17 protein-coding genes and 1 pseudogene are annotated in these 20,479 nt (G+C 69.6%); 17 read left to right on the top strand and 1 reads right to left on the bottom strand.

Annotated elements, in window-relative coordinates; translation table 11 throughout:
- The first annotated feature begins 23 nt into the window (after window positions 1-23).
- The 17 genes and pseudogenes from ABD882_RS18315 (at window position 24) to ABD882_RS18395 (ending at window position 19,344) form a co-directional block, all read left to right on the top strand.
- Window positions 24-692 (top strand): ABC transporter permease, encoded by a 669-nt coding sequence (locus tag ABD882_RS18315; protein WP_345188915.1) that lies wholly within the window; start codon window positions 24-26, stop codon window positions 690-692.
- Window positions 692-1,753, top strand: coding sequence for an ABC transporter ATP-binding protein (locus ABD882_RS18320; protein WP_345188917.1), 1,062 nt, complete (start codon window positions 692-694; stop codon window positions 1,751-1,753). The genes ABD882_RS18315 and ABD882_RS18320 overlap by 1 nt, the downstream gene beginning before the upstream one ends.
- On the top strand, window positions 1,750-2,526 hold the full coding sequence (locus tag ABD882_RS18325; RefSeq protein WP_345188918.1) for an ABC transporter permease: 777 nt from the start codon (window positions 1,750-1,752) through the stop codon (window positions 2,524-2,526). Before ABD882_RS18320 ends, ABD882_RS18325 begins: the two co-directional genes overlap by 4 nt.
- A gap of 86 nt (window positions 2,527-2,612) precedes the next feature.
- Window positions 2,613-3,560 (top strand): glycine betaine ABC transporter substrate-binding protein, encoded by a 948-nt coding sequence (locus ABD882_RS18330; protein ID WP_345188919.1) that lies wholly within the window; start codon window positions 2,613-2,615, stop codon window positions 3,558-3,560.
- Between the two features lie 10 nt (window positions 3,561-3,570).
- Window positions 3,571-4,614, top strand: a pseudogene (locus tag ABD882_RS18335) (NAD(P)-dependent oxidoreductase); the annotation flags it as partial.
- The gene (locus ABD882_RS18340; protein ID WP_345188920.1) at window positions 4,611-6,083 is read left to right on the top strand and encodes an NAD-dependent succinate-semialdehyde dehydrogenase; all 1,473 of its coding nucleotides are present in this window, start codon (window positions 4,611-4,613) and stop codon (window positions 6,081-6,083) included. The pseudogene ABD882_RS18335 and the gene ABD882_RS18340, both read left to right, overlap by 4 nt.
- Before the next feature lie 2 nt (window positions 6,084-6,085).
- The gene (locus tag ABD882_RS18345; RefSeq protein WP_345188921.1) at window positions 6,086-6,862 is read left to right on the top strand and encodes an SDR family oxidoreductase; all 777 of its coding nucleotides are present in this window, start codon (window positions 6,086-6,088) and stop codon (window positions 6,860-6,862) included.
- Between the two features lie 31 nt (window positions 6,863-6,893).
- Window positions 6,894-8,357 (top strand): FAD-binding oxidoreductase, encoded by a 1,464-nt coding sequence (locus tag ABD882_RS18350; protein WP_345188922.1) that lies wholly within the window; start codon window positions 6,894-6,896, stop codon window positions 8,355-8,357.
- Between the two features lie 3 nt (window positions 8,358-8,360).
- Entirely contained in the window at window positions 8,361-9,860 is a 1,500-nt protein-coding gene (locus ABD882_RS18355) for an FGGY-family carbohydrate kinase (RefSeq protein ID WP_345188923.1), read from the top strand.
- Window positions 9,857-10,384, top strand: a complete 528-nt coding sequence (locus tag ABD882_RS18360; RefSeq protein WP_345188925.1) for a formaldehyde-activating enzyme — start codon at window positions 9,857-9,859, stop codon at window positions 10,382-10,384. Before ABD882_RS18355 ends, ABD882_RS18360 begins: the two co-directional genes overlap by 4 nt.
- Before the next feature lie 282 nt (window positions 10,385-10,666).
- Window positions 10,667-12,010, top strand: a complete 1,344-nt coding sequence (locus ABD882_RS18365; protein WP_345188926.1) for an ABC transporter substrate-binding protein — start codon at window positions 10,667-10,669, stop codon at window positions 12,008-12,010.
- A gap of 86 nt (window positions 12,011-12,096) precedes the next feature.
- The gene (locus ABD882_RS18370; RefSeq protein WP_345188927.1) at window positions 12,097-13,056 is read left to right on the top strand and encodes a carbohydrate ABC transporter permease; all 960 of its coding nucleotides are present in this window, start codon (window positions 12,097-12,099) and stop codon (window positions 13,054-13,056) included.
- On the top strand, window positions 13,053-13,943 hold the full coding sequence (locus ABD882_RS18375; RefSeq protein ID WP_345188928.1) for a carbohydrate ABC transporter permease: 891 nt from the start codon (window positions 13,053-13,055) through the stop codon (window positions 13,941-13,943). Before ABD882_RS18370 ends, ABD882_RS18375 begins: the two co-directional genes overlap by 4 nt.
- Entirely contained in the window at window positions 13,940-14,695 is a 756-nt protein-coding gene (locus ABD882_RS18380; protein ID WP_345188929.1) for a hypothetical protein, read from the top strand. The genes ABD882_RS18375 and ABD882_RS18380 overlap by 4 nt, the downstream gene beginning before the upstream one ends.
- A complete protein-coding gene (locus ABD882_RS18385; protein ID WP_345188930.1) occupies window positions 14,692-16,779 on the top strand; it encodes a glycoside hydrolase family 36 protein in 2,088 nt (695 codons plus the stop codon). Before ABD882_RS18380 ends, ABD882_RS18385 begins: the two co-directional genes overlap by 4 nt.
- Complete coding sequence (locus tag ABD882_RS18390) at window positions 16,776-17,750, top strand: hydroxyacid dehydrogenase (protein WP_345188932.1); 975 nt, start codon at window positions 16,776-16,778, stop codon at window positions 17,748-17,750. The genes ABD882_RS18385 and ABD882_RS18390 overlap by 4 nt, the downstream gene beginning before the upstream one ends.
- A gap of 13 nt (window positions 17,751-17,763) precedes the next feature.
- Window positions 17,764-19,344 (top strand): glycoside hydrolase family 43 protein, encoded by a 1,581-nt coding sequence (locus tag ABD882_RS18395; RefSeq protein WP_345188933.1) that lies wholly within the window; start codon window positions 17,764-17,766, stop codon window positions 19,342-19,344.
- A 26-nt stretch (window positions 19,345-19,370) separates the two neighbouring features.
- Here the strand turns inward: ABD882_RS18395 and ABD882_RS18400 are convergent, their stop codons facing one another.
- Window positions 19,371-20,450, bottom strand: coding sequence for a LacI family DNA-binding transcriptional regulator (locus ABD882_RS18400; RefSeq protein ID WP_345188949.1), 1,080 nt, complete (start codon window positions 20,448-20,450; stop codon window positions 19,371-19,373).
- Window positions 20,451-20,479 lie beyond the last annotated feature (29 nt).

Here is a 20,479-nt window from a genome sequence, read left to right on the forward strand (position 1 = left end):
CTCGACGAAGAGAAAGGATGCCGATGGATACGAGCTTCAGCTGGACGCGCTTCGTGAACTTCCTCGCGCAGCGCACGAACGAGATCCTGCAATTGGCGGGGGAGCACCTCGCCGTGGTGCTGATCTCGCTGGCGATCGCTCTCGTGGTCGGCATCGGGATCGGCGCGCTGGTATGGAATCGCCCGATCGGACGGGCCACGGCCCTGACCGCCGCAGGCATCGCGATCACGATCCCGTCGCTCGCGGTGCTCGCGCTCCTCTCGCCGATCCTGGGCCTCGGCTGGGGTCCGAGCATCGTCGCACTCGTCTTCTACGCGCTGCTGCCGATCATCCGCAACACGGTCGTGGGGCTGCGCGAGGTGCCGGCGCAGATCGTCGAGTCGGCGCGGGGGATGGGGATGGGCCGCACGCGCATCCTCGTCACCACCCAGCTGCCCATCGCGTGGCCGGTCATCATGACGGGCGTGCGGGTGTCGGCGCAGATGACGGTCGGCATCGCGGCGATCGCGGCCTACGTCGCCGGCCCCGGCCTCGGTCAGTACATCTTCACCGGGCTGAGCTCGATGGGTTCGTTCAACTCGGTCAACTACGCGCTGACCGGGACCGTGGCCACCATCATCCTGGCGCTGCTCATCGATGCCGCCTTCATCTTCGTGGCCCGCGCCACCACCTCGAAAGGGCTCCGCGCCTGATGTCCGACACCGTGCCCTCCCCGTCCGCGTCCACCGACACCGGCTTCCTCCGCGCGATCTCGTCGCAGTCCGCCGGGGTGTCCCTCGAGCTCGACGGCGTCACCAAGCAGTACCCCGGGCAGTCCGCCCCCGCCGTCGACGACTTCTCGATGCGCATCGAACCCGGTGAGCTGGTCATGTTCGTCGGCCCGTCCGGCTGCGGCAAGACGACCACGATGAAGATGGTCAACCGTCTCATCGAGCCCACCTCGGGCAGCATCCGCATCGACGGCAAGGACATCCTCTCGCTCAACCCGAACGACCTGCGCCGCCACGTCGGCTACGTGATCCAGCAGATCGGCCTGTTCCCGCACCGCACGATCGCGGAGAACATCGCGACCGTGCCGAAGATGCTCGGCTGGAAGAAGGATCGGATCGCCGAGCGCGTCGACGAGCTGCTGCGCACCGTGCAGCTGGATCCCGGGACGTTCGCGAACCGCTTCCCACGTCAGCTCTCCGGCGGGCAGCAGCAGCGCGCCGGCGTCGCGCGCGCCCTGGCCGCCGACCCGCCCGTCATGCTCATGGACGAGCCGTTCGGCGCGACGGATCCGATCACCCGGGAGAAGCTGCAGGCCGAGTTCCTGCGGCTGCAGGCCGACATCGGCAAGACGATCATCTTCGTGACGCACGACTTCGACGAGGCCGTCCGGCTCGGGGATCGGATCGCGGTGCTCAGCGACCGCAGCCGGATCGAGCAGTTCGACACCCCCGCCAACATCCTCGCCGCTCCCGCCAACGAGTACGTGGCCTCCTTCATCGGTCAGGGCGCCGCGATCAAGCGGCTCGCGCTCATGCCCGTCACCGCCGCCGCGCTCGGCCCGACCGCGGACGCCGCGGGCCCGCGGCTGCCGGTGACCGGCACGCTGCGCGACGCCCTCGACCTCATCGTGCTGACCGGCGCAGCCCGCATCACGGTGACCGACGACCAGGGCACGCCGGTCGGCACCCTCGACCACGCGGCGATCTCGCGCGCGCTCGGCACCACGGCGCTGCCGGCCGGAACCCCGACGGTGACGCCATGACCGCGACCATCGCCCTGCCCTCGGCCCAGACCCTCCGCACCCGGGCACGCGTGAACGCGGTGCTGCGGTACGCTGCCGCGCCCGTCCTGGTGGTGCTCGCGGTCTCGCTGCTGTTCTGGTGGATCTCGACCCTGCCGCTGGACTCCATCGAACAGCGCACGCTCAACCCCACCTACATCGAGGCGCGGATCAAGGAGCACCTGCTGCTCACGTTCGTGGCGTCGGTCCTGGTCGCGGTGCTCGCGATCCCCGCCGGGATCCTCGTCTACCGGGCGCGCTCCGCCTGGCTGCGCGGAATCTTCCTCACGCTCGGCAACATCGGCCAGGCCACCCCCGCCGTCGGCGTGGTGATCCTGCTCGCGATCGTCTGGCAGACCGGTTTCGCCACCGCGCTCGTCGCCCTGGTCGCCTACTCGTTCCTGCCCGTGCTGCGCAACACCATGGTCGGGCTCGAACAGGTGGGCGAGGACGTCAAGGAGGCGGCGCGCGGGATGGGCATGACGCGCAACCAGATCCTCGGACGCATCGAGCTGCCGCTGGCGTCGCCCACCATCCTGGCCGGCCTGCGCACCGCGCTCGTGTTCGCCGTCGGCACCGCGACCGTGGCGACCTTCATCAACGCCGGCGGGCTCGGCGACATGATCGTCAACGGCCTGAAGCTGCAGCGCTATCCGGTGCTGCTCACCGGCGCCGTCCTGGTGGCCGCCATCGCCGTCCTCATCGACTGGCTCGCCGGGATCGTCGAAGACCTCGTCCGGCCGCGGGGGCTGTGAGCCCGCTCGCACCCGTCCGCACTCCCCAGCTCGTACCCGCACACCCGCGTCTGCACCCGCACCCTGCACTGATCCGAAGGAGAATCATGTTCACCAAACGACACCTCGCCGCGACCGCCGCGATCCTGGTCACCACCGCCCTGCTCGCCACCGGCTGCTCGGGAGGCGGCGGCGCCGCCGCGAGCGGCACCAAGAGCGATGAGCTCAAGGGGCTCACCGGCGTGATCGGATCCAAGGACTTCTCCGAGCAGTACATCCTCGCCTACCTGACCAGCGATCTGCTCAACGCGCACGGCGCGAACCTGACCACGAACACCAAGCTCGTCGGATCCGCGAACACCCGGCAGGCGCTCATCGACAAGCAGTTCCTCGGGTACTGGGAGTACACCGGCACGGCCTGGATCACGTACCTCGGCAACACCAAGCCGATCACCGGCCCGAAGCAGCAGTTCACCGCGGTCGCCGACGCCGACCTGCAGAAGAACAGCGTCAAGTGGCTCGACCCGGCACCGCTGAACAACACCTACGCGTTCGCGATCCGCTCGGCGCAGGCCAAGAAGCTCGGCGTGAAGACCCTGAGCGACGTCGCGGCCCTGCCCAAGAGCGAGCAGACGTTCTGCATCGAGAGCGAGTTCTCGACCCGTGACGACGGCTGGCCCGGGCTGGCGAAGGCGTACGGCATCGACGTGCCCGCCTCGAACGTGAAGCTGCTCGACACCGGCGTCATCTACACCGCGACCCAGAAGGGCAACGACTGCAACTTCGGCGAGGTGTTCCAGACCGACGGCCGCATCAAGGCGCTCGATCTGACGGTCATGAAGGACGACAAGCAGTTCTTCCCCGTCTACCAGGGCGCGTTCACGATGCAGAAGGCCATCTTCGACAAGTACCCGAAGATCGCCGACGTCATGGCCAAGCTCTCCCCGCTGCTCACCACCGAGCAGATGCAGGAGCTGAACGCGAAGGTCGACGTCGACGGTCAGGAGCCCGCCGCCGTGGCAGAGCAGTTCCTGAAGGACAAGGGCCTCATCTGAGGCCCGGCAGCGAACCGGAATCGAATCAAGGAAGAAGAGGACGCCAGGAACAATGTCCACTCAGGAACGCCCGATCGTCGGATTCATCGGACTCGGAAGCATGGGCGGGGGGATGACCCGCAACCTGCAGGCCGCCGGCTTCGCGCTCGTGGTCAACGACGTCCGCCGGGAAGCCGCGGAGGAGCTCATCGCCGGGGGAGCGCGGTGGGCGGACAGTGCGGCGGAGGTGGCTGCGGCGAGCGATGTCGTGATCACGATGCTGCCCACACCTCGGCACGTCTCCGACGTGGTCTCCGGCGCGGGGGGAATCCTCGAGGGGATCCGCGACGGCGGCACCTGGGTGGACATGTCGACCTCGGTCCCGGAGGTGGCGGACGCCGTGCGCGCCGCCACCGCAGACCGGGGGCTGCACATCCTCGACGCCCCCGTCAGCGGGATGTCGGTGGGGGCGGCCCGCGGCATGCTGCAGATCTTCATCGGCGGCGACGCGGCCGATGTCGCCCGGCTCCGTCCGGTGTTCGAGGCGATGGGCGATCCGGAGCGGATCCTGCACGTGGGCGGCCATGGCGCCGGCTACGCCGTGAAGCTCATGATCAACCAGCTCTGGTTCTCGCACCTGGTCGCGACCGCGGAGGTGCTCGCGGTGGGGGTCAAGGCGGGCGTCGAGCTCGGCGTGCTCCGGGACGCGCTCATCGCGAGCCCCGCGAACAGCAACTTCCTGCAGCACGACGTGCTCTCGATCCTGCGCGACGGCGACTACGACGAGGGTTTCGCCCTCGCGCTGGCCTGCAAGGATCTCGGGCTCTCGGTCGATCTCGCCCGTGCCGTGGGGATGCCGATCGAGCTGTCCGGACTGGTCGATCAGATCTTCCGGCGCGCCAAGGCCTCCTACGGAGACCGGGCGGGTGAGATGCAGCCGTTCCAGCTGTACGAGGACCTGCTGGGTGTGCGGCTCCGCCTGGACGACGGCGCCTCGGCGCGCAGCGGCGCCTCCGCGCACAGCGGCGCCTCCGCGCACAGCGGCACCTCCGCGCAGACGGGACAGGCGGCATGATCTCCGAGACCGACCTGCTGGCGGCACTGCCGACCGGCCTGTACATCGACGGCGCGTGGCGCGACGCCACCGGCGGCGGCACGTTCGCCGTGACGGATCCCGCGACCGAGGAGGTGCTCGCCCGCGTCGCGGACGCGACCCCCGAGGACGGCCAGGCGGCACTCGCGGCCGCCGACCGCGCCCAGCACGACTGGCAGCGCACCGCCCCGCGCGAGCGGGCCGAGATCCTGCGCCGGGCGTTCGAACTGGTGACGGCCCGGGCCGACGAGTTCGCCCTCACCATGACCCTCGAGATGGGCAAGCCGCTTGCCGAGGCGCGCGGCGAGGTGGCGTACGGGGCCGAGTTCCTGCGCTGGTTCTCGGAGGAGGCGCCGCGGATCGCCGGGCGATACGCGACCGCGCCGGACGGCGTGAACCGTCTGCTCGTGGTGAAGCGCCCGGTCGGGCCGTGCCTGTTCATCACGCCGTGGAACTTCCCGCTCGCGATGGCCACCCGCAAGATCGCGCCGGCGATCGCCGCGGGCTGCACGATGGTGCTCAAGCCCGCGGCCCTCACCCCGCTCACCGCACTGCTGCTCACGCAGGTGTTCGAGGAGGCGGGACTGCCCGCCGGGGTGCTGAACGTGATCCCCACCGCGCACGCGGGGGCGGTGACCGGTCCGCTCATCAAGGACTCCCGGCTGCGCAAGCTGTCATTCACCGGCTCGACCGAGGTGGGCCGGCGACTGATCGCCGACTCCGCCGACCAGGTGCTCAAGGTCTCGATGGAGCTCGGCGGCAACGCCCCGTTCCTCGTCTTCGAGGACGCCGACATCGCCGCCGCGGTCGACGGTGCGGTGCTGGCCAAGATGCGCAACGGCGGTGAGGCCTGCGTGGCCGCGAACCGGTTCCTCGTGCACGAGAGCGTGGCCGACGAGTTCTCCCGCGCCTTCACCGCGCGCATGACTGCGTTCCATCCGGCCCGCGGGACGGATCCGGCATCCACGATCGGGCCGCTCGTCGACGCCGACACCAGGGACAAGGTCGCCGCCCTCGTCGAGGGGGCCGTGCAGGACGGCGCGCGGATCGCGCTCGGCGGTGCAGCGATCCCCGGACCCGGCTACTTCTACCAGCCCACCGTGCTCGTCGACGTGCCGGAAGGCGCGCGGATCCTGGACGAGGAGATCTTCGGCCCCGTCGCTCCGATCACGACCTTCCGCGACGAGGAACAGGCGATCCGGCTCGCGAACGCGACACCGTTCGGGCTGGTCTGCTTCGCGTTCACGCAGGACCTGAATCGGGCGCTGCGCTTGGCGGAGGAGCTGGAGACGGGCATGCTCGGCATCAACGCCGGCGTCGTGTCCAACCCTGCGGCGCCGTTCGGCGGGGTCAAGCTCTCGGGTCTCGGCCGCGAGGGCGGCATCGAAGGCATCGAGGAGTACCTCGAGACCTGTTACGTCGGCATCGCCGACCCGACCCGGAAGGACTAGCAGTGCAGCTCACCGACTTCGCGCCCTCCCTCTTCTCGCTCGAGGGCAAGCGGGCCATCGTCACCGGCGGCAACACCGGGCTCGGGCGGGCCTTCACCGTGGCGCTCGCCGCGGCCGGCGCCGACGTGTTCGCGCCGAGCCTCGCCCCCGACGACGGCACCACCGAGCGCCTCGTCGGCGCACACGGCCGGCGCTTCGTATTCGCCGAGGCCGACATCACCGCGCCAGGAACCCCGGAGCGGATGGTCGACTCCTGCGTCGCACAGCTCGGCGGTCTCGACATCCTGGTCAACTCGGCGGGGATCAGCCTGCTCGACGACGTGCTCTCCTTCGACCGGAGCAAGTGGGATCCGATGGTCGCGATCAACCTGACCGCCGCGTTCGACTTCGCGCACGAGGCCGCGCGAGTGATGATTCCGCAGGGATCCGGCAAGATCGTCAACATCGCGTCGCTGTTCTCGTTCCTCGGCGGCCGCCAGTCGCCCGCCTACGCGGCCACCAAGGCCGGGATCGTCGGATTCACCAGGGCCTACGCCGACGAGCTCGGCGAGCACGGCATCCAGGTGAACGCCCTCGCGCCCGGCTACTTCGCCACCGCCATCACCGAATCCACCCGCGCCGATGCGGCGAGCAACCAGCGCATCATCGACCACACCCCGGCCGGACGCTGGGGCGACCCCGCCGACCTCATGGGGCCGCTGGTCTTCCTGTGCAGCCGCGCCGCCGACTACGTCAACGGGCACACCCTGACCGTCGACGGCGGCTACCTCGTCCGCTGATCACCGCCGAATCCTGCCCTGAGAGAGAGACATGCCTGAATCCCGCTCCCCGCTGAGCACCGCCCAGATCGTCGAAGGCCTCACCGGCATCCTCGGAGCCGAGCTCGTCGACACCGATCCGACCGCCCTCCGCGACGCCTCCGTGGACCGGTTCAAGAAATACACCGCCGCGCGCGGCATCTTCGACGGACCGTTCCCCTCCGCGATCGTCTACCCGGCCAGCACCGAACAGGTCGCCGCCGTGCTGCGGTTCGCGAACGACAACCTCGTCGCGGTCGTGCCGCGCACGGGCCGCACCGCCACCGAGGGCGGCCTGGAGACCGTCGTCGCCGACTCGATCGTGCTCGACGGATCCCGCATGGACGCGATCCTCGACATCAACCCCGTCGACATGATGGTGACCGTGCAGTGCGGGGTGCCGCTGCAGCGGCTCGAGGATCTGCTGCGCGAACAGGGCCTGACCACGGGGCACTCCCCGCAGTCCAAGCCTCTCGCCCAGTACGGCGGCCTGACCGCGACCCGCTCGATCGGACAGTTCTCCACCTTGTACGGCGGCATCGAGGACATGATCGTGGGCCTGGAGGCCGTGCTCGCGGACGGCACCGTCACCCGCATCAAGAACGTCCCGCGCCGCGCGGCCGGGCCCGACATCCGGCACATCGTCGTCGGCAACGAGGGCGCGCTCTGCGTCATCACCGAGGTGACGGTCAAGATCTTCCGCTACCAACCGGAGAACAACCGCTTCTTCGGGTTCCTCCTCGACGACTTCGGCGCGGGTGTCGACGCGCTTCGCGAGCTCATCACGTCCGGATACCGCCCTTCGGTGTGCCGGGTGTACTCGCCCGAAGACGCCCGCCAGCACTTCAGTCACTTCTCCGACGGCAAGAACGTCGTCGTGCTCGTCGCGGAGGGCCCGCAGCCTCTCGCCGACGCCACCGCCACCGCAATCGAGCAGGTGTTCGCGGACCGGCCGCACGTGCGCGTCGACGACGCCCTGATCGAGCAGTGGTTCAGCCGCCTGAACTGGGATCAGAGCGCCATCGACCGGGAGCGCCGCGAGATGCAGGAGCAGCCGCACCTCGGCTACACCACCGAGGTCTCGGTCGACTGGTCGCGCACGGACGAGCTCTACCAGGCCGTGATGCAGCGGATCCGCACCGAGTTCCCGCATGCCGAGGATCTCACGATGCTCGGCGCGCACTCCTCGCACAGCTACCAGACCGGCACGAACCTGTACTTCGTGTACGACTACGACATCCGCTGCGAGCCGCGGCAGGAGATCACCGAGTACCACGAGCCGCTCAACGGCATCATCGTCGAGGAGGCGCTGCGGCTCGGCGGCTCGATGGTGCACCACCACGGCATCGGCAAGTACCGCACCCCGTGGACGCGTCAGGAGCACGGGAGCGCCTATGTGCTGCTGGAGCGACTGAAGACGGTCCTGGATCCGAACGGGATCATGAACCCGGGAACCATCTATCCGCTGGAGGCCTGACGCGTGGACTCGTTCCTCGTCGCCATCGACAACGGCTCGCAGAGCACGAAGGTGCTCGTCGTCGATCAGGACGGCCGGGTGCACGCCTCGGCACGGGTCGGCCTGCGCCCGTACGACACGAGCCCGCCCGGGCGTGCCGTGCATCCGGGCGACGACGTGTGGGAGTCGATCGCTGCCGCGAGCCGTGCGGCGCTGGGGCGTTTCACGGGCGACCGGTCCCGGATCGTCGGGGTCGGGCTCTGCACGATCCGGTTCTGCCGGGCGTACCTGCGCGAGGACGGATCCCTCGCGGAGCCGCTGCTGAGCTGGATGGACGAACGCGTCGGGCAGCCGTTCGAGCCGGCTCCGGGCGTGCGCTGGGTGACGTCGTCGTCCGGGTACGTCTCGCACCGGCTCACCGGCGAGCGCACCGACGCGAGCGCGAACCTGCAGGGAGTCTGGCCGATCGACCAGCGCACCTGGCGCTGGTCGGACGATCCGGCCGCCTACGAGCGCACCGGCATGCCGCGAGAGATGCTCTTCGCGCTGCGGGATCCCGGCGAGCGGCTGGGGCGCGTCACCGCTGCGGCAGCCGCCGCGACCGGGCTGCCGGAAGGGACGCCGGTGTTCGCGACCGCGAACGACAAGGCCGTGGAGGCGCTCGGCGCGGGCGTCGCGGATCCCGAGACGATGCTGCTGTCGCTCGGCACGTACGTCGCGGCCATGACGATCGGCCGGGGCGCGGAGCACGGCACGGCGTACTGGTCGAACTTCGCGGCGCGACCGGGCGTGCACCTCGCCGAGAGCCACGGCGTGCGGCGCGGGATGTGGACGGTGAGCTGGCTGCGCCGGCTGCTGCAGCCGGACGGCGCGGCCGACGGTGCGACGGACGGCACGGCCGGTGACGCCATGTACGACCTCGAGCGGGTGCTGGACGCGGAGGCGGCCCAGATCCCGCCCGGCAGCGACGGGATCGCCGCGGTGCTGGACTGGCTGGCGCCGACCGACGAGCCCTGGCGGCGCGGCGCGTTCCTCGGATTCTCCGGGGCGCAGGGGCGCGCGCATCTGTACCGCGCGATCCTGGAGGCGCTCGCGCTGACCATGGCGGACAACGTCGACGCGATGACCGCCGAGCTGGGCCTGCGACCGCGCGCGCTCGTGGTCACCGGCGGCGGAGCCGGATCCGCCACGATGCGGCAGATCCTCGCCGACGTGTTCGCGCTCCCGGTCCGCCGGGCCGAGCTCGACGACGCGGCGGGGCTGGGTGCCGCGGTGTGCGCGGCGGTCGGCGCGGGCGTGCATCCGGACTGGGACAGCGCGCTGTCCGCCATGGTCCGCCAGACCGCGGCGACCGACCCCGGCGAGGGCGTCACCGCCTACCGCGCGTTGCGCCCGTGGCATCGGGGGATCCGCAGCCGCGTCGCGGAGCTGTCGCAATGGTCGGTCGCGCACGGCGGGGCGCCGGAGCCCGCCGCCGAGCCGCACGGGATCCCGCGGAGTCAACAGGAGAGGGACGGGCAATGAACGACGACATCGACGGACGCTTCGCGCAGGGCTGGGGCGGCACAGCCCCGAACGGCGTGCATCTGAACGTGCTGCTGGCGCGCCGGGGTTCGGCGACGGCGGCGTCGATCACGACGGCGTTCACGGCGCCGCGACCGGGCTTCACGCCGATCCTCGCCTGCGTGGGCGAGAGCCAGCGCGACTACGTCACCGTGAACCCACCGACGGTGATCCTGTCGAAGTCGTTCGCCGAGGAGGGTGGCATGGTCGAGACGATGGTGTTCGGCGCCGCGCAGGTCGGCATCGCGCAGGGCGTGCTCGACGTCGTCGCGCAGGGAGCCATCGCGGCCGACCAGGACACGCTCGTCTTCGCCGCGCTCTGGATCGATCCGGCCTGCGACGACGAGACCGCGGTCAAGGCCGCCGCACGGGAGGCCGCCGCCGCCGCGGTCGCGGAAGCGGCGTCGGGCCTCCCCGCCGCCGTCCGCGAGGCACAGGTGGCTGGCCGCGACGCCCTCACCCACCCGTTCTACGGCGGGGACTGATCCGACATCGTCCCTCCGCCCGGGGCGGCATACACGCCTGACCCGTGTCTTTCCGCGCGTCCGCCGTGGCGGACGCTCGGCCTGATCCGAGGTGCCGCAGACCTGACGACATCACGATCCGGACTCGGGCGGCCACCCATGTCGTAGTGCCCTTGACTCGAGAAAGCCGCTGCCGCAGACTGCAATCTGCAACTAGTTCCAGAAAAAGCTGGAAAGCGCTCTCCGAATCGGCTACTGTCTCTCAGGACGGACCCGATCCGACACCGAATCAAGGGAGATCACATGCAGTACGCAAAGACGCGGCCGCTGGGGAAGCGGCTCGTGCTAGCAGTCGCCGGCATCGCCGTCTCGGCTCTCGCGCTGGCCGGATGCTCCGGAGCCAGCGCCGCGACCGGCGGCAGCGGTGCGAAGACCAGTATCCAGTTCATGTACGCGACCGGCGACGAGACCTGGAACTCGGTCGTCGCGGCGCTCGTCAAGCAGTTCAACGCCAAGAGCACGACGACGACCGTCACCGCGGTCCCGCTGCCCTCCGGCGCGGACTACGCGACGCAGATGAAGACCGTCGACGCGACGGGGCATTGGCCCGCGATCGTGGACATGCGCGACACCGCCACGTATGTCAAGGCGGGCAAACTCGCACCGATCCCGTCAGATGTCACTTCGCTGCTCACGCAGAACGCTTTCGCGAAGGCGGCGGACGGAAACGTCTACACGGTGCCCTACAGCGCCCTGAACGGCGAACTCGGCATCAACATCGTCTACAACAAGGACTACTTCAAGAAACACAAGCTGTCGGTGCCGAAGACGTACGGCGACTTCCTCACCCTGCTGAAGGACATCAAGGCGAACGGTGACATGCCGCTCGCCACAGCGGCGGCGGAGGTGTGGCCGTCCGACCAGCTCTGGAAGCCGCTGGCCGCCCCCATCTTCGCGAAGCACTCCGACCAGGGAGGATTCTGGAACGAGGCCAAGGCGGGGAAGGTGTCGATTTCCGATCTGCGGCAGCCGCTGGAGGAGCTGAAGAGCATCACCGACGACTACGTGCTGAAGGGGTGGCAGTCCACTGCCGACGCGCAGACCACGACGCTGCTCGTCAACGGGCAGGCCGTCATGGCGACCTCCTCTGCCGGTCTCGGTCGCCTGATGGACATCAACAAGGTCGACCCGAAATTCAACGCCGGCATCTTCATCATCCCCGACGCCGAAGGGAACATCCCGGTGCTGAAGAACAGCGTCGACGGATCCACTGCCGGTGGACTGGCGATCTCTGCGCAGGCGCAGAAGGACAAGAAGCAGTATGCCTCGGCCGTCGAGTTCCTGAAATTCTTCTACTCGGTGCCCGCTGCCAACCTCATGGAGAAGTCGGGATGGATCTCGCCCGACATCGCCGACTCCGCGAAGGTCACCCGCAACAGCTCGATCCCCGGCGCCTCCGACTACTTCGCGCTGTTGAAGAACCCGAAGCTCGTCTGGTACGAGAACAATCCCTCGTTCACGACGTTCAGCGCCTTCAACACCTTCTTCCGCCAGTCGCGCATCGCGATGCAGGACGGACAGGCCTCGATCGACGACACCATCGCGAAGGTGCAGTCGGAGTTCGACAAGGACGCAGCGGCGGGCTGAGCGCCGGGTGGGGGCGGGCCTCGCGCCTGCCCCACCTCGCCGCACCGGAATCCTTGCGAAGGAGAACAGATATGGACGGATCGACCATGACCACGCCACGCTCCGCGTCGGAAGTCGCGTCGGAAGTCGCGCCGGTGGCGGTCGCGCGCGTGCCACGACGGCGCCCCAGATTCGGGCGCGCACGCTGGGTGATGATCGCCTTCGTCGCGCCGGCGCTGGCGATCTACCTGCTGATGGTGATCGTGCCGTCTCTGCAGACGGTGCAGCTGAGCTTCACGAACTGGGACGGCATCAGCCCGACCTACGACGAGGTCGGCCTGCAGAACTACACGGAGATCCTCGCCAGCGACCGGTTCTGGAACGCGGTGAAGAACACCATGATCCTCGGTCTCGGCTCCGCGGTCATCATCAACGTGATCTCGCTCGTGGTGGCACTCATGCTCGACCGGCTGAATCACGCGACGGGGTTCTTCCGCACGGTCGTGTACCTGCCGGCGCTGGTCAGTGCCTTCATCATGGCGACGATCTGGAAGTACCTGCTCAACTACAACTTCGGGATCGCCAACTCGGTGCTGCGCGACATGGGGCTTCCGGGATGGGCGCGGGACTGGCTGGGCGACAGCGGGATCGTGATCGGGGTGCTGCTGTTCATCATCTGCTTCACGCTCGGCGGCAACACGACCCTCATCTACCTCGCCAACCTGCAGTCCGTGCCGCAAGAGCTCATCGAAGCCGCGCGCATCGACGGTGCGGGCGGATGGAAAGTGTTCTGGAATGTCACCTGGCCGATGATCGCGGGCGCGGTGACCGTCAACATGACACTGGCGATGATCGCGGGCTGGGTGATCTTCGATCAGGTCCTCGTGCTCACGACCGGCGGCCCGGGCTTCGTCAGCGAGACCATGGCGTTCTTCATCTACAAAGTCGGCTTCGGCGAATATCGCGCGGGCCTCGGCTCTGCCGCCGCCGTCGTGCTGTTCCTCGTCGTGATCGCCAGCACCGTCGCCGCCAACGCCTACATGCGCAGAAGGGAGATCCAGGCATGAGCACCACCGCCACCAGGGCTCAGGTACTCCCGCAGGGGAGCCGTGCGAGCCGCAAGCCGAAGAAGAAGTGGACCACCGGCGAGATCATCGTCATGGTCGTGCTGTCCGTGCTCGTCGTGATCGTCGCCGCGCCGGTGATCTACGCACTGCTGAACTCGTTCCGGTCCTACGCGGAGATCACGAAGGATCCGATGGGCCTGCCCACCTCCTTCACGCTCGACAACTATGTCGCCCTGTTCCAGCAGACCGACTACCTGCAAGCCGTGCTGAACACGCTCATCATCACCGTGAGCACCGTCGTGCTGCTCGTCGCGATCGTGCCGATGGCGGCGTACGGGATCGAACGAGTCGGTGGGCGCACATCGCGGTTCCTGTACATCCTGTTCATCGCCGGGCTGATGATCCCGTTCCAGGTGCGGATGATCCCTCTGGTCAAGGCCTTCAACGACGTCGGGCTGTACAGCACTCTCACCTCCGTGATCCTGGTGCACCTCGGCGGGGCCGCGAGCTTCGGGATCCTGTTGTACTGCAGCTTCATCAAGGGGATCCCGATCGAGGTCGAGGAGGCCGCGCACGTCGACGGCGCCGGGCGCCTGCGCACCTTCTGGGCGATCGTCTTCCCGATGCTGCTGCCGGTCACCTCGGCGTTCGTGATCATCCAGGCGCTCGGGCTGTGGAACGACTTCTTCGTGCCGTTGGTGTTCCTCGATTCCACGTCGGCGGGCACGATCAACGTGGCGATCAACAGGATGGTCGGGCTGCTCACCTCGCAGTGGCAGCTCATCTACACCGGGGCGATCCTGGCGATCATCCCGTCTGTCGCGATCTTCGCGGGCTTCCAGCGCTACTTCATCAAAGGCATGTCGGTCGGGGCGGTGAAGGGATGAGCGCCATCACCGCTCGGCGCACCTCGCCACGCCGCACCCCCCGAGTGGGCGGTCGGCTCGAACGTGCGCTCGGCTATGACGGCGTCATCGCGAGGCTGCTGCTCGGGGCGTTCGACTGGTTCACGGTGTCTGCGTCCTTCCTCGCCGCCCTCGTTCCGCTTGTCACGTTCACGACTCTCGTGGGCTGGCAGCTCACGCACCTCGCACTGTGGCTCGGGGCGCTCACGCTCCTGCCGCTCTACTCCGCGCTCGAGGCTCTGCTCGCAGCGGGGGCCGTGCTGCTGGAAGGATCCGTCCGTCCAGGCCGCGCGTACTGGGTCGCCTTCGCGAAGGCCACGCGCCGACGCTGGTGGGCGGGGCTCATCCCGAGCGCAGCGGTGCTGCTGCTCGGCTACGACCTCGCCATCGTGGGCACGGGCGCCGGAGCGCTGCTCGCCGGCTCCGTCGTGCTGGTGGTCGGCGGGATCCTCGCGATCGCCCTGGCGAGTACGGCGCCGGTCGGCGAGGCGGGGGCCCACCCGCTCGCGCAGGTGGCGGAAGCCGCCTATCGCATCGTGCGACGCCCGCATGTCGCGCTCACCTGGCCCCTGCTGGCGGGTGCGATCCTGGTCGCCTCGTCGCTGCCCGTGGTCGGCGGCATGCTCTGGCTGTTCGGCCCCGCCCTGTTCGGGGTCGCAGCTCAGGTCTGCAACAGGGCACTCGGCTTCGCGCCGGCGGTGCCGGGGTCCGACCGAGCGGAGGCGCATTCGTGACCGTCCTGGCGACATCGGATCGCGTGCGCGTCGGGTGTTTCGAGGTCCGCTGGAGTGAGGACAGCCCCGCCGTGCTGGGTGCGGAGAACGCGCTGCTCGGCCGCGACGACATCGTGCTCGTGGAGATCTTCACCGCCGCCGAGCAGCGCCGTCGCACCAGCCAGGCGTACGCCCGCTCGGCGGTCGGCGCGCGGCTGCGTGTGATCGCGGTCGACGACGTGGCTCCCCGCGCCGCGGGGCATGGCTGGACGGTGGTGGTGGTGCAGCGGGATCCCCTCACCGGCATCGAGGTGCGCAGCACGCTCACCGCGCCCGCATCCGTCACGGCCCTGCGCGTGCAGCACGAGCTGCGCAACGGCGGGACCTCCGAGGTCGTGCTGACCACGGTCGCCTCCGCCTCCGTCGGGTTCGGCGCGAAGGGTCTCGACGGTCTGGAGATCCTGCTCGCCGACAGCGAATGGCTCGCGGAGAATCGCTGGCACGGGCAGCCGCTGCGTGCGCTGCTGCCCGATCTGTCGCTGCCGGTCCACGCACAGGACGGCCGCGGCCGCGCGACCCTCACCAGCCACGGGTCCTGGTCGACCGGAGAACACCTGCCCATCGGCATCGTCCACGACCGCGACGACGGCGCCGCGTTCGCCTGGCAGATCGAGTCGGGCGCCGGCTGGCACGTCGACCTGAGCCAGGATCTCGGCGGTGCGACCGTGGGGCTGTTCGGGCCGACCGACCTCGAGCACCAGTTCGCCCACCGGTGCGCTCCGGGTGCGACGTTCACGACCGTTCCCGTGGCGCTCGCCGTATCCGGCGCCGGACCGGACGGCGCCATCGCGGCGCTGACCGGCTACCGCCGTGCGCTGCGCGCCGTGGAAGGCGCCGCGTCCTTGCCGGTCGTCTACAACGACTTCATGAACACCCTCATGGGGCAGCCGTCATCCGAGGCGCTGCGCCCGCTGATCGCAGCGGCCGCCGACGCCGGCGCCGAGGTGTTCTGCATCGACGCGGGGTGGTTCGCGGATCCGGCGCTCGGTGACTGGTGGTCGACGGTCGGGGAATGGCGCGAGGCGCCTGCGCGCTTCGATACCGCCGGCCTCGCCGGGATCACCGACGGGATCCGTGCGCGCGGCATGCGCGTGGGGCTGTGGCTCGAGCCCGAGGTCGTCGGGGTGGACAGCCCCACGGCTCGGCAGCTGCCCGAAGAGGCGTTCTTCCGGCGGTTCGGACAGCGCGTGCAGGAGCACGGCCGCTACCACCTCGACTTCCGCCATGCCGCGGTGCGGGCGCACCTCGACGAGACCGTCGACGTGCTCGTCCGCGAATATGGCGTGTCGTACCTGAAGCTCGACTACAACATCAACCCGGGTGCCGGCACCGAGAGTGAGGCCGCCGCTGCCGGGGATGGCCTGCTCGGGCATCTGCGTGCGTTCCGGTCCTGGCTCGTGGACCTGCAGCGCCGGCACCCCGGTCTGCTGCTGGAGAACTGCAGTTCCGGTGCGATGCGCGCCGACTACGCGCTCCTCGAAGTCACGCACCTGCAATCCACCAGCGACCAGCAGGACTTCCTGCGATACCCTCCGATCGCGGCCTCGGCACCCGCGTCGATCCTGCCCGAGCAATGCGGGAACTGGGCGTATCCCGCGGCGGGCATGACGGTGGACGAGACCGGCTTCACCCTGGTCACGGGGCTCAGCGGTCGGCTCTACCTGTCCGGCTTCCTCGACCAGCTCCGGCCGGAGCAGAAGCAGCTGCTCGCGGAGGCGGTCGCCCTGCACCGTGAGCTGCGGGATCAGCTCTGCGGATGCGTCCCGTTCTGGCCGCTCGGCTTGCCGGGGTGGGAGGACGACGCGGTGTGCCTCGGCTATCGACTCGCCGACGGCAGCGCGCTGCTGTTCGTGTGGGACCGGTCTGAGGCTGCCGGCGAGATCCTCCTTCCTGGAGTGTTCGGAGCCGCGGAGCGGATCTTCCCTGAGCGCGGACAGGAGTGGGCCCTGAGCGCGGAGTCGTCGGGGCTGCGCATCCGCACCGAGGGCGGGGTCTCCGCAGGAGTGCTGCGTCTGACCGGTCCCGGAGAGGCGGAGGCGCCGTGAGGGCGCTGCTGGCGATGGCGCCGGAAGCGTTCCCGTTCGTTTTCACCGAGACCGATCTGCACCGCCTGACGCGGCTCGTCGACGTCGATCCCTCGCGGATCCTGACGTCTTTCGCGCAGGCGGCCGCGAGCGAGCTCGACGAGGTCGAGCTGCTGGTCACCGGCTGGGGTGCGCCCTCGCTGGGAGCGAGCGAACTCGATGCGATGCCGAACCTCCGGGGGGTCGTGCACTGGGGTGGTGGGGTCGCTTTCCTGGACCCCGCGGCCGCGGAGCGCGGGATCGCCGTGTCCTCGGCGCGCGCGGCCAACGCGATCCCCGTCGCGGAGTTCACCGTCGCGATGATCGTGCTGGCAGCGAAGGACGCGTTCTGGGCGTCGCGGAGCTACGTGCAGCAGCAGCGGCGGATCGACCGCGAGCTCGAGCTCCCGCATGCGGGCCTGTTCGGCACGACCGTCGGGATCGTCGGCGCCTCCAGCATCGGTACGCGGGTGCTGCAGATGCTGCGGGACTATGACGTAGAACTCCTGTTGTTCGATCCGAGTGTCGGCCCCGAGCGCGCCGCGCAGCTGGGCGCCGAGCTCGTCGACGACCTCGAGGATCTGGCGTCTCGCAGCACGATCCTCTCCATTCATGCGCCGGAGCTGCCGCACCTGCGGGGGATGATCTCGCGCGAGGTGCTTTCAGCGCTGCCGGATCGCGCCACCGTGATCAACACCGCGCGGGGGGGACTCATCGACCAGGAGGCGCTCATCGCCGAACTCGAGACCGGGCGCATCCGTGCGATCCTGGACGTGACGGATCCGGACGTCCTCCCGCCCGGGCACCCGCTCTACACGCTGCCGAACGTGTTCCTCACCCCGCATCTGGCCGGATCCATGGGCAGCGAGCTGCGCCGCCTGGGATCCGCCGCGACCGCCGAGGTGGCGCGATTCGTCGCGGGGCAGCCGTTCCAGCACCCGATCGTGCCGTGACCGAGGAGGAACAGTGACGACCGTCCGCAACCCCGTGCTGCGCGGGTTCGAGCCCGACCCGTCGATCCTGCGTGTCGGCGACGACTACTACCTCGCGACCAGCACGTTCGAGTTCCACCCCGCTGTTCGGCTGCACCACTCGCGCGACCTGAAGCATTGGACCGTGCTCGGCCACGCTCTCGACGAGGGTTTCGACCTCCGCGGCGTTCCGGACTCGGGTGGCGTCTGGGCGCCCAGCCTCAGCCACTCGGACGGGCGCTTCTGGCTGGCGTACTCGATCGTCCGCACGATGGACGGTGATGACAAGGACATCGACAACTACCTCGTCACCGCGGAGGACATCCGCGGGCCATGGAGCGATCCCGTGCATCTCGGGTCGCGTGGGTTCGACTTCTCGTTCTTCCACGACACCGACGGCACGCACTGGATCGTCGGGGTGCAGTGGGACCAACGGCCCGAGCATCCTTCGTTCGGTGGCCTCGTCCTTGAGCAGTACCTGCCCGACGAAGGGCGCACCTCCGGCACGGCCACGGTCATCCATCAGGCACCCACCCTCATCGAGGGGCCGAACCTGTACCGCATCGGAGAGTGGTACCACCTGCTCATCGCCGCGGGCGGCACGGGGTGGAACCACGCGATCACGAGTGCCCGTTCCCGGCAGCTCCATGGACCGTACGAGCGCGACCCGGCGCCCTTCGTGCTCACCGCCCGCGACGCACCGGGAGCGCCGCTGCAGAAGGCCGGTCACGGCGAGCTCGTGCAGACCCCGAACGGAGAGTGGGTGCTCGCGCATCTCGCCGCGCGTCCGGTGCTGCACCTCGGCGAGCGATACAGCACGCTGGGCCGGGAGACCTGCCTGCAGGCCGTGCGGTTCGATGAGGACGGCTGGCTGCGCCTCGCGGACGGTGGGCACCACGGGGCGCTCGAGCCTGAGTTCGACGTCACGGAGGAGGAGTCCGCCGAAGAGGACCCCGCGGAATGGACGGAGGACTTCGGCGCACCGCTCGACACGCGCAGATGGTCCACGTTGCGCGCGCCGCTGTCTCCGGAGACCGCGGACCCGTGGACACGTCCCGGGTGGCTGCGCCTGCGAGGAGGGCACTCGACGGCGTCCGTCTTCGACCAATCCATGCTGCTGACGCGCGTGCGCGAGCACAGGGCGAGGTTCGAGACCCGGTTGGACGCGAACCCTCGTTCCGTCCGGGAGTCGGCGGGCGTGATCGCCTGGTACGACCGGCGCAGCTGGATCCAGCTCCAGCTCACCTGGGACGCGGAGAACGGCCGGCATCTGCGGGTGGTCTCCCGTGACGAGGGGCGGACGGCCCGTTCAGAGCCGATCGCCGTGCCGAGCGGTGCGCTGAAGCTCAGAGCCGACCTGGAAGGCGCCGAGCTGCGATTCTCTTGGGCCTCGCCCGAGCGCGACGAATGGGACCCCGTGCCGGGGACGTTTGCCGCCTGGACGCTGTCGGATGATCATGGCGGCAGGCTCCGCTTCACCGGGATGCTGCTGGGCCTTCGCGCGGACGACCTCGACGGGCGAGGCTGGTCGGCGGACTTCGGGTGCACGCATGTGCGGTTCGATCCGGGGGAGTGAGCGGGCGGCTCGCTCCGCCGCAGGACTCAACGCGGTGCGGGTCCCGTCGATCCGCGCACGATGAACTCGACCGGCAGCACGACGGATCCGCCGAAGGGCTCTCCGATCGCAATCCTCCCGGCGAGGTCTCCGACCTCGCGGAACGGCGCGTGCACGGTCGTCAACGCGGGCGTCAGGTCGGCGACGAGCGGGGTGTCATCGAACCCTATGACGGACACGTGCTCGGGGACCGACAGCCCGGCCGCGCGCAGGCTGCGCCCCGCCCCGATCGCGATGTGGTCGGTGTGGCAGACGAACGCGGTCACATCGGGGTGTTCCGGCAGGAAGGCGGCGATCGCCGTCGCGGCAGCATCAGGGTCGTTCTCGGTCGGTACGAGCAGGGCTTCGTCGATCTCGATCGCGCCCCCGTCCAGACCGGCGCGGTACCCGCGGAAGCGCTGCTCCTCCGTCGACATGCCCGCGGTCATCCCCACGTACGCGATGCGACGGTGCCCGAGCCCCAGGAGGTGCTCGACCGCGCTGCGCACGCCCCCCGTGTGGTCGTAATCGATGTTCGCGATGTCCGGCCGATGAGCGACCGGCGGGCGGCCGCACAGGATCAGTTGAGCGCCCACCCGACCGAGAGAGTCGGCATAGCTGGCGACGCGTTGCTCGTCCTGCTCCGCGGTGGACGCGGATCCGACGAGCAGCACCGTCCCGACGCGCTGTTCGGCGAGCGACTCGATCAGCGCACGCTCCCGCTCGGTGTCGCCGTGAGTGGTGCAGAGCATGAACAGGTGACCGTCTTCGGTCACGACCTGCTCGGCCGCCGCGGCCATGGTGGCGAACGTGGGGCCCACCATCACGGCTGAGACGAAGGCGACGCTGCGCCGGCCCACGCCCATCATCGACCTCGCGAGGCCGTTCACCACGTAGCCGAGCTCTTCTGCAGCGGCGAGCACGCGATCGTGACTGGCGGCCTTGCCCTTCGAGCGGCCGGCGAGCACGCGCGAGGCGGTCGCCGGGGAGACTCTGGCGAGCCGTGCGACGTCGACGAGATTGGCCTTGCCTGAGCGTTCGGGGCCGGGGGACGCGCCGCGGCGCTCGGGGCTCTCGGTGGTCGACATGTTCACATCTGCAATCTACGACGTTCTTG

The organism is Microbacterium panaciterrae (assembly GCF_039541635.1).
Lineage (GTDB): Bacteria > Actinomycetota > Actinomycetes > Actinomycetales > Microbacteriaceae > Microbacterium > Microbacterium panaciterrae.

Bases quoted from the DNA above. Each gene is read 5' to 3' on its own strand.
- ABD882_RS18320 (WP_345188917.1), top strand. From the start codon at position 692: ATGTCCGACACCGTGCCCTCCCCGTCCGCGTCCACCGACACCGGCTTC.
- ABD882_RS18400 (WP_345188949.1), bottom strand. From the start codon at position 20,450: ATGTCGACCACCGAGAGCCCCGAGCGCCGCGGCGCGTCCCCCGGCCCC.
- ABD882_RS18325 (WP_345188918.1), top strand. From the start codon at position 1,750: ATGACCGCGACCATCGCCCTGCCCTCGGCCCAGACCCTCCGCACCCGG.
- ABD882_RS18350 (WP_345188922.1), top strand. From the start codon at position 6,894: ATGCCTGAATCCCGCTCCCCGCTGAGCACCGCCCAGATCGTCGAAGGC.
- ABD882_RS18360 (WP_345188925.1), top strand. From the start codon at position 9,857: ATGAACGACGACATCGACGGACGCTTCGCGCAGGGCTGGGGCGGCACA.
- ABD882_RS18365 (WP_345188926.1), top strand. From the start codon at position 10,667: ATGCAGTACGCAAAGACGCGGCCGCTGGGGAAGCGGCTCGTGCTAGCA.
- ABD882_RS18330 (WP_345188919.1), top strand. From the start codon at position 2,613: ATGTTCACCAAACGACACCTCGCCGCGACCGCCGCGATCCTGGTCACC.
- ABD882_RS18315 (WP_345188915.1), top strand. From the start codon at position 24: ATGGATACGAGCTTCAGCTGGACGCGCTTCGTGAACTTCCTCGCGCAG.
- ABD882_RS18375 (WP_345188928.1), top strand. From the start codon at position 13,053: ATGAGCACCACCGCCACCAGGGCTCAGGTACTCCCGCAGGGGAGCCGT.
- ABD882_RS18380 (WP_345188929.1), top strand. From the start codon at position 13,940: ATGAGCGCCATCACCGCTCGGCGCACCTCGCCACGCCGCACCCCCCGA.
- ABD882_RS18370 (WP_345188927.1), top strand. From the start codon at position 12,097: ATGACCACGCCACGCTCCGCGTCGGAAGTCGCGTCGGAAGTCGCGCCG.
- ABD882_RS18340 (WP_345188920.1), top strand. From the start codon at position 4,611: ATGATCTCCGAGACCGACCTGCTGGCGGCACTGCCGACCGGCCTGTAC.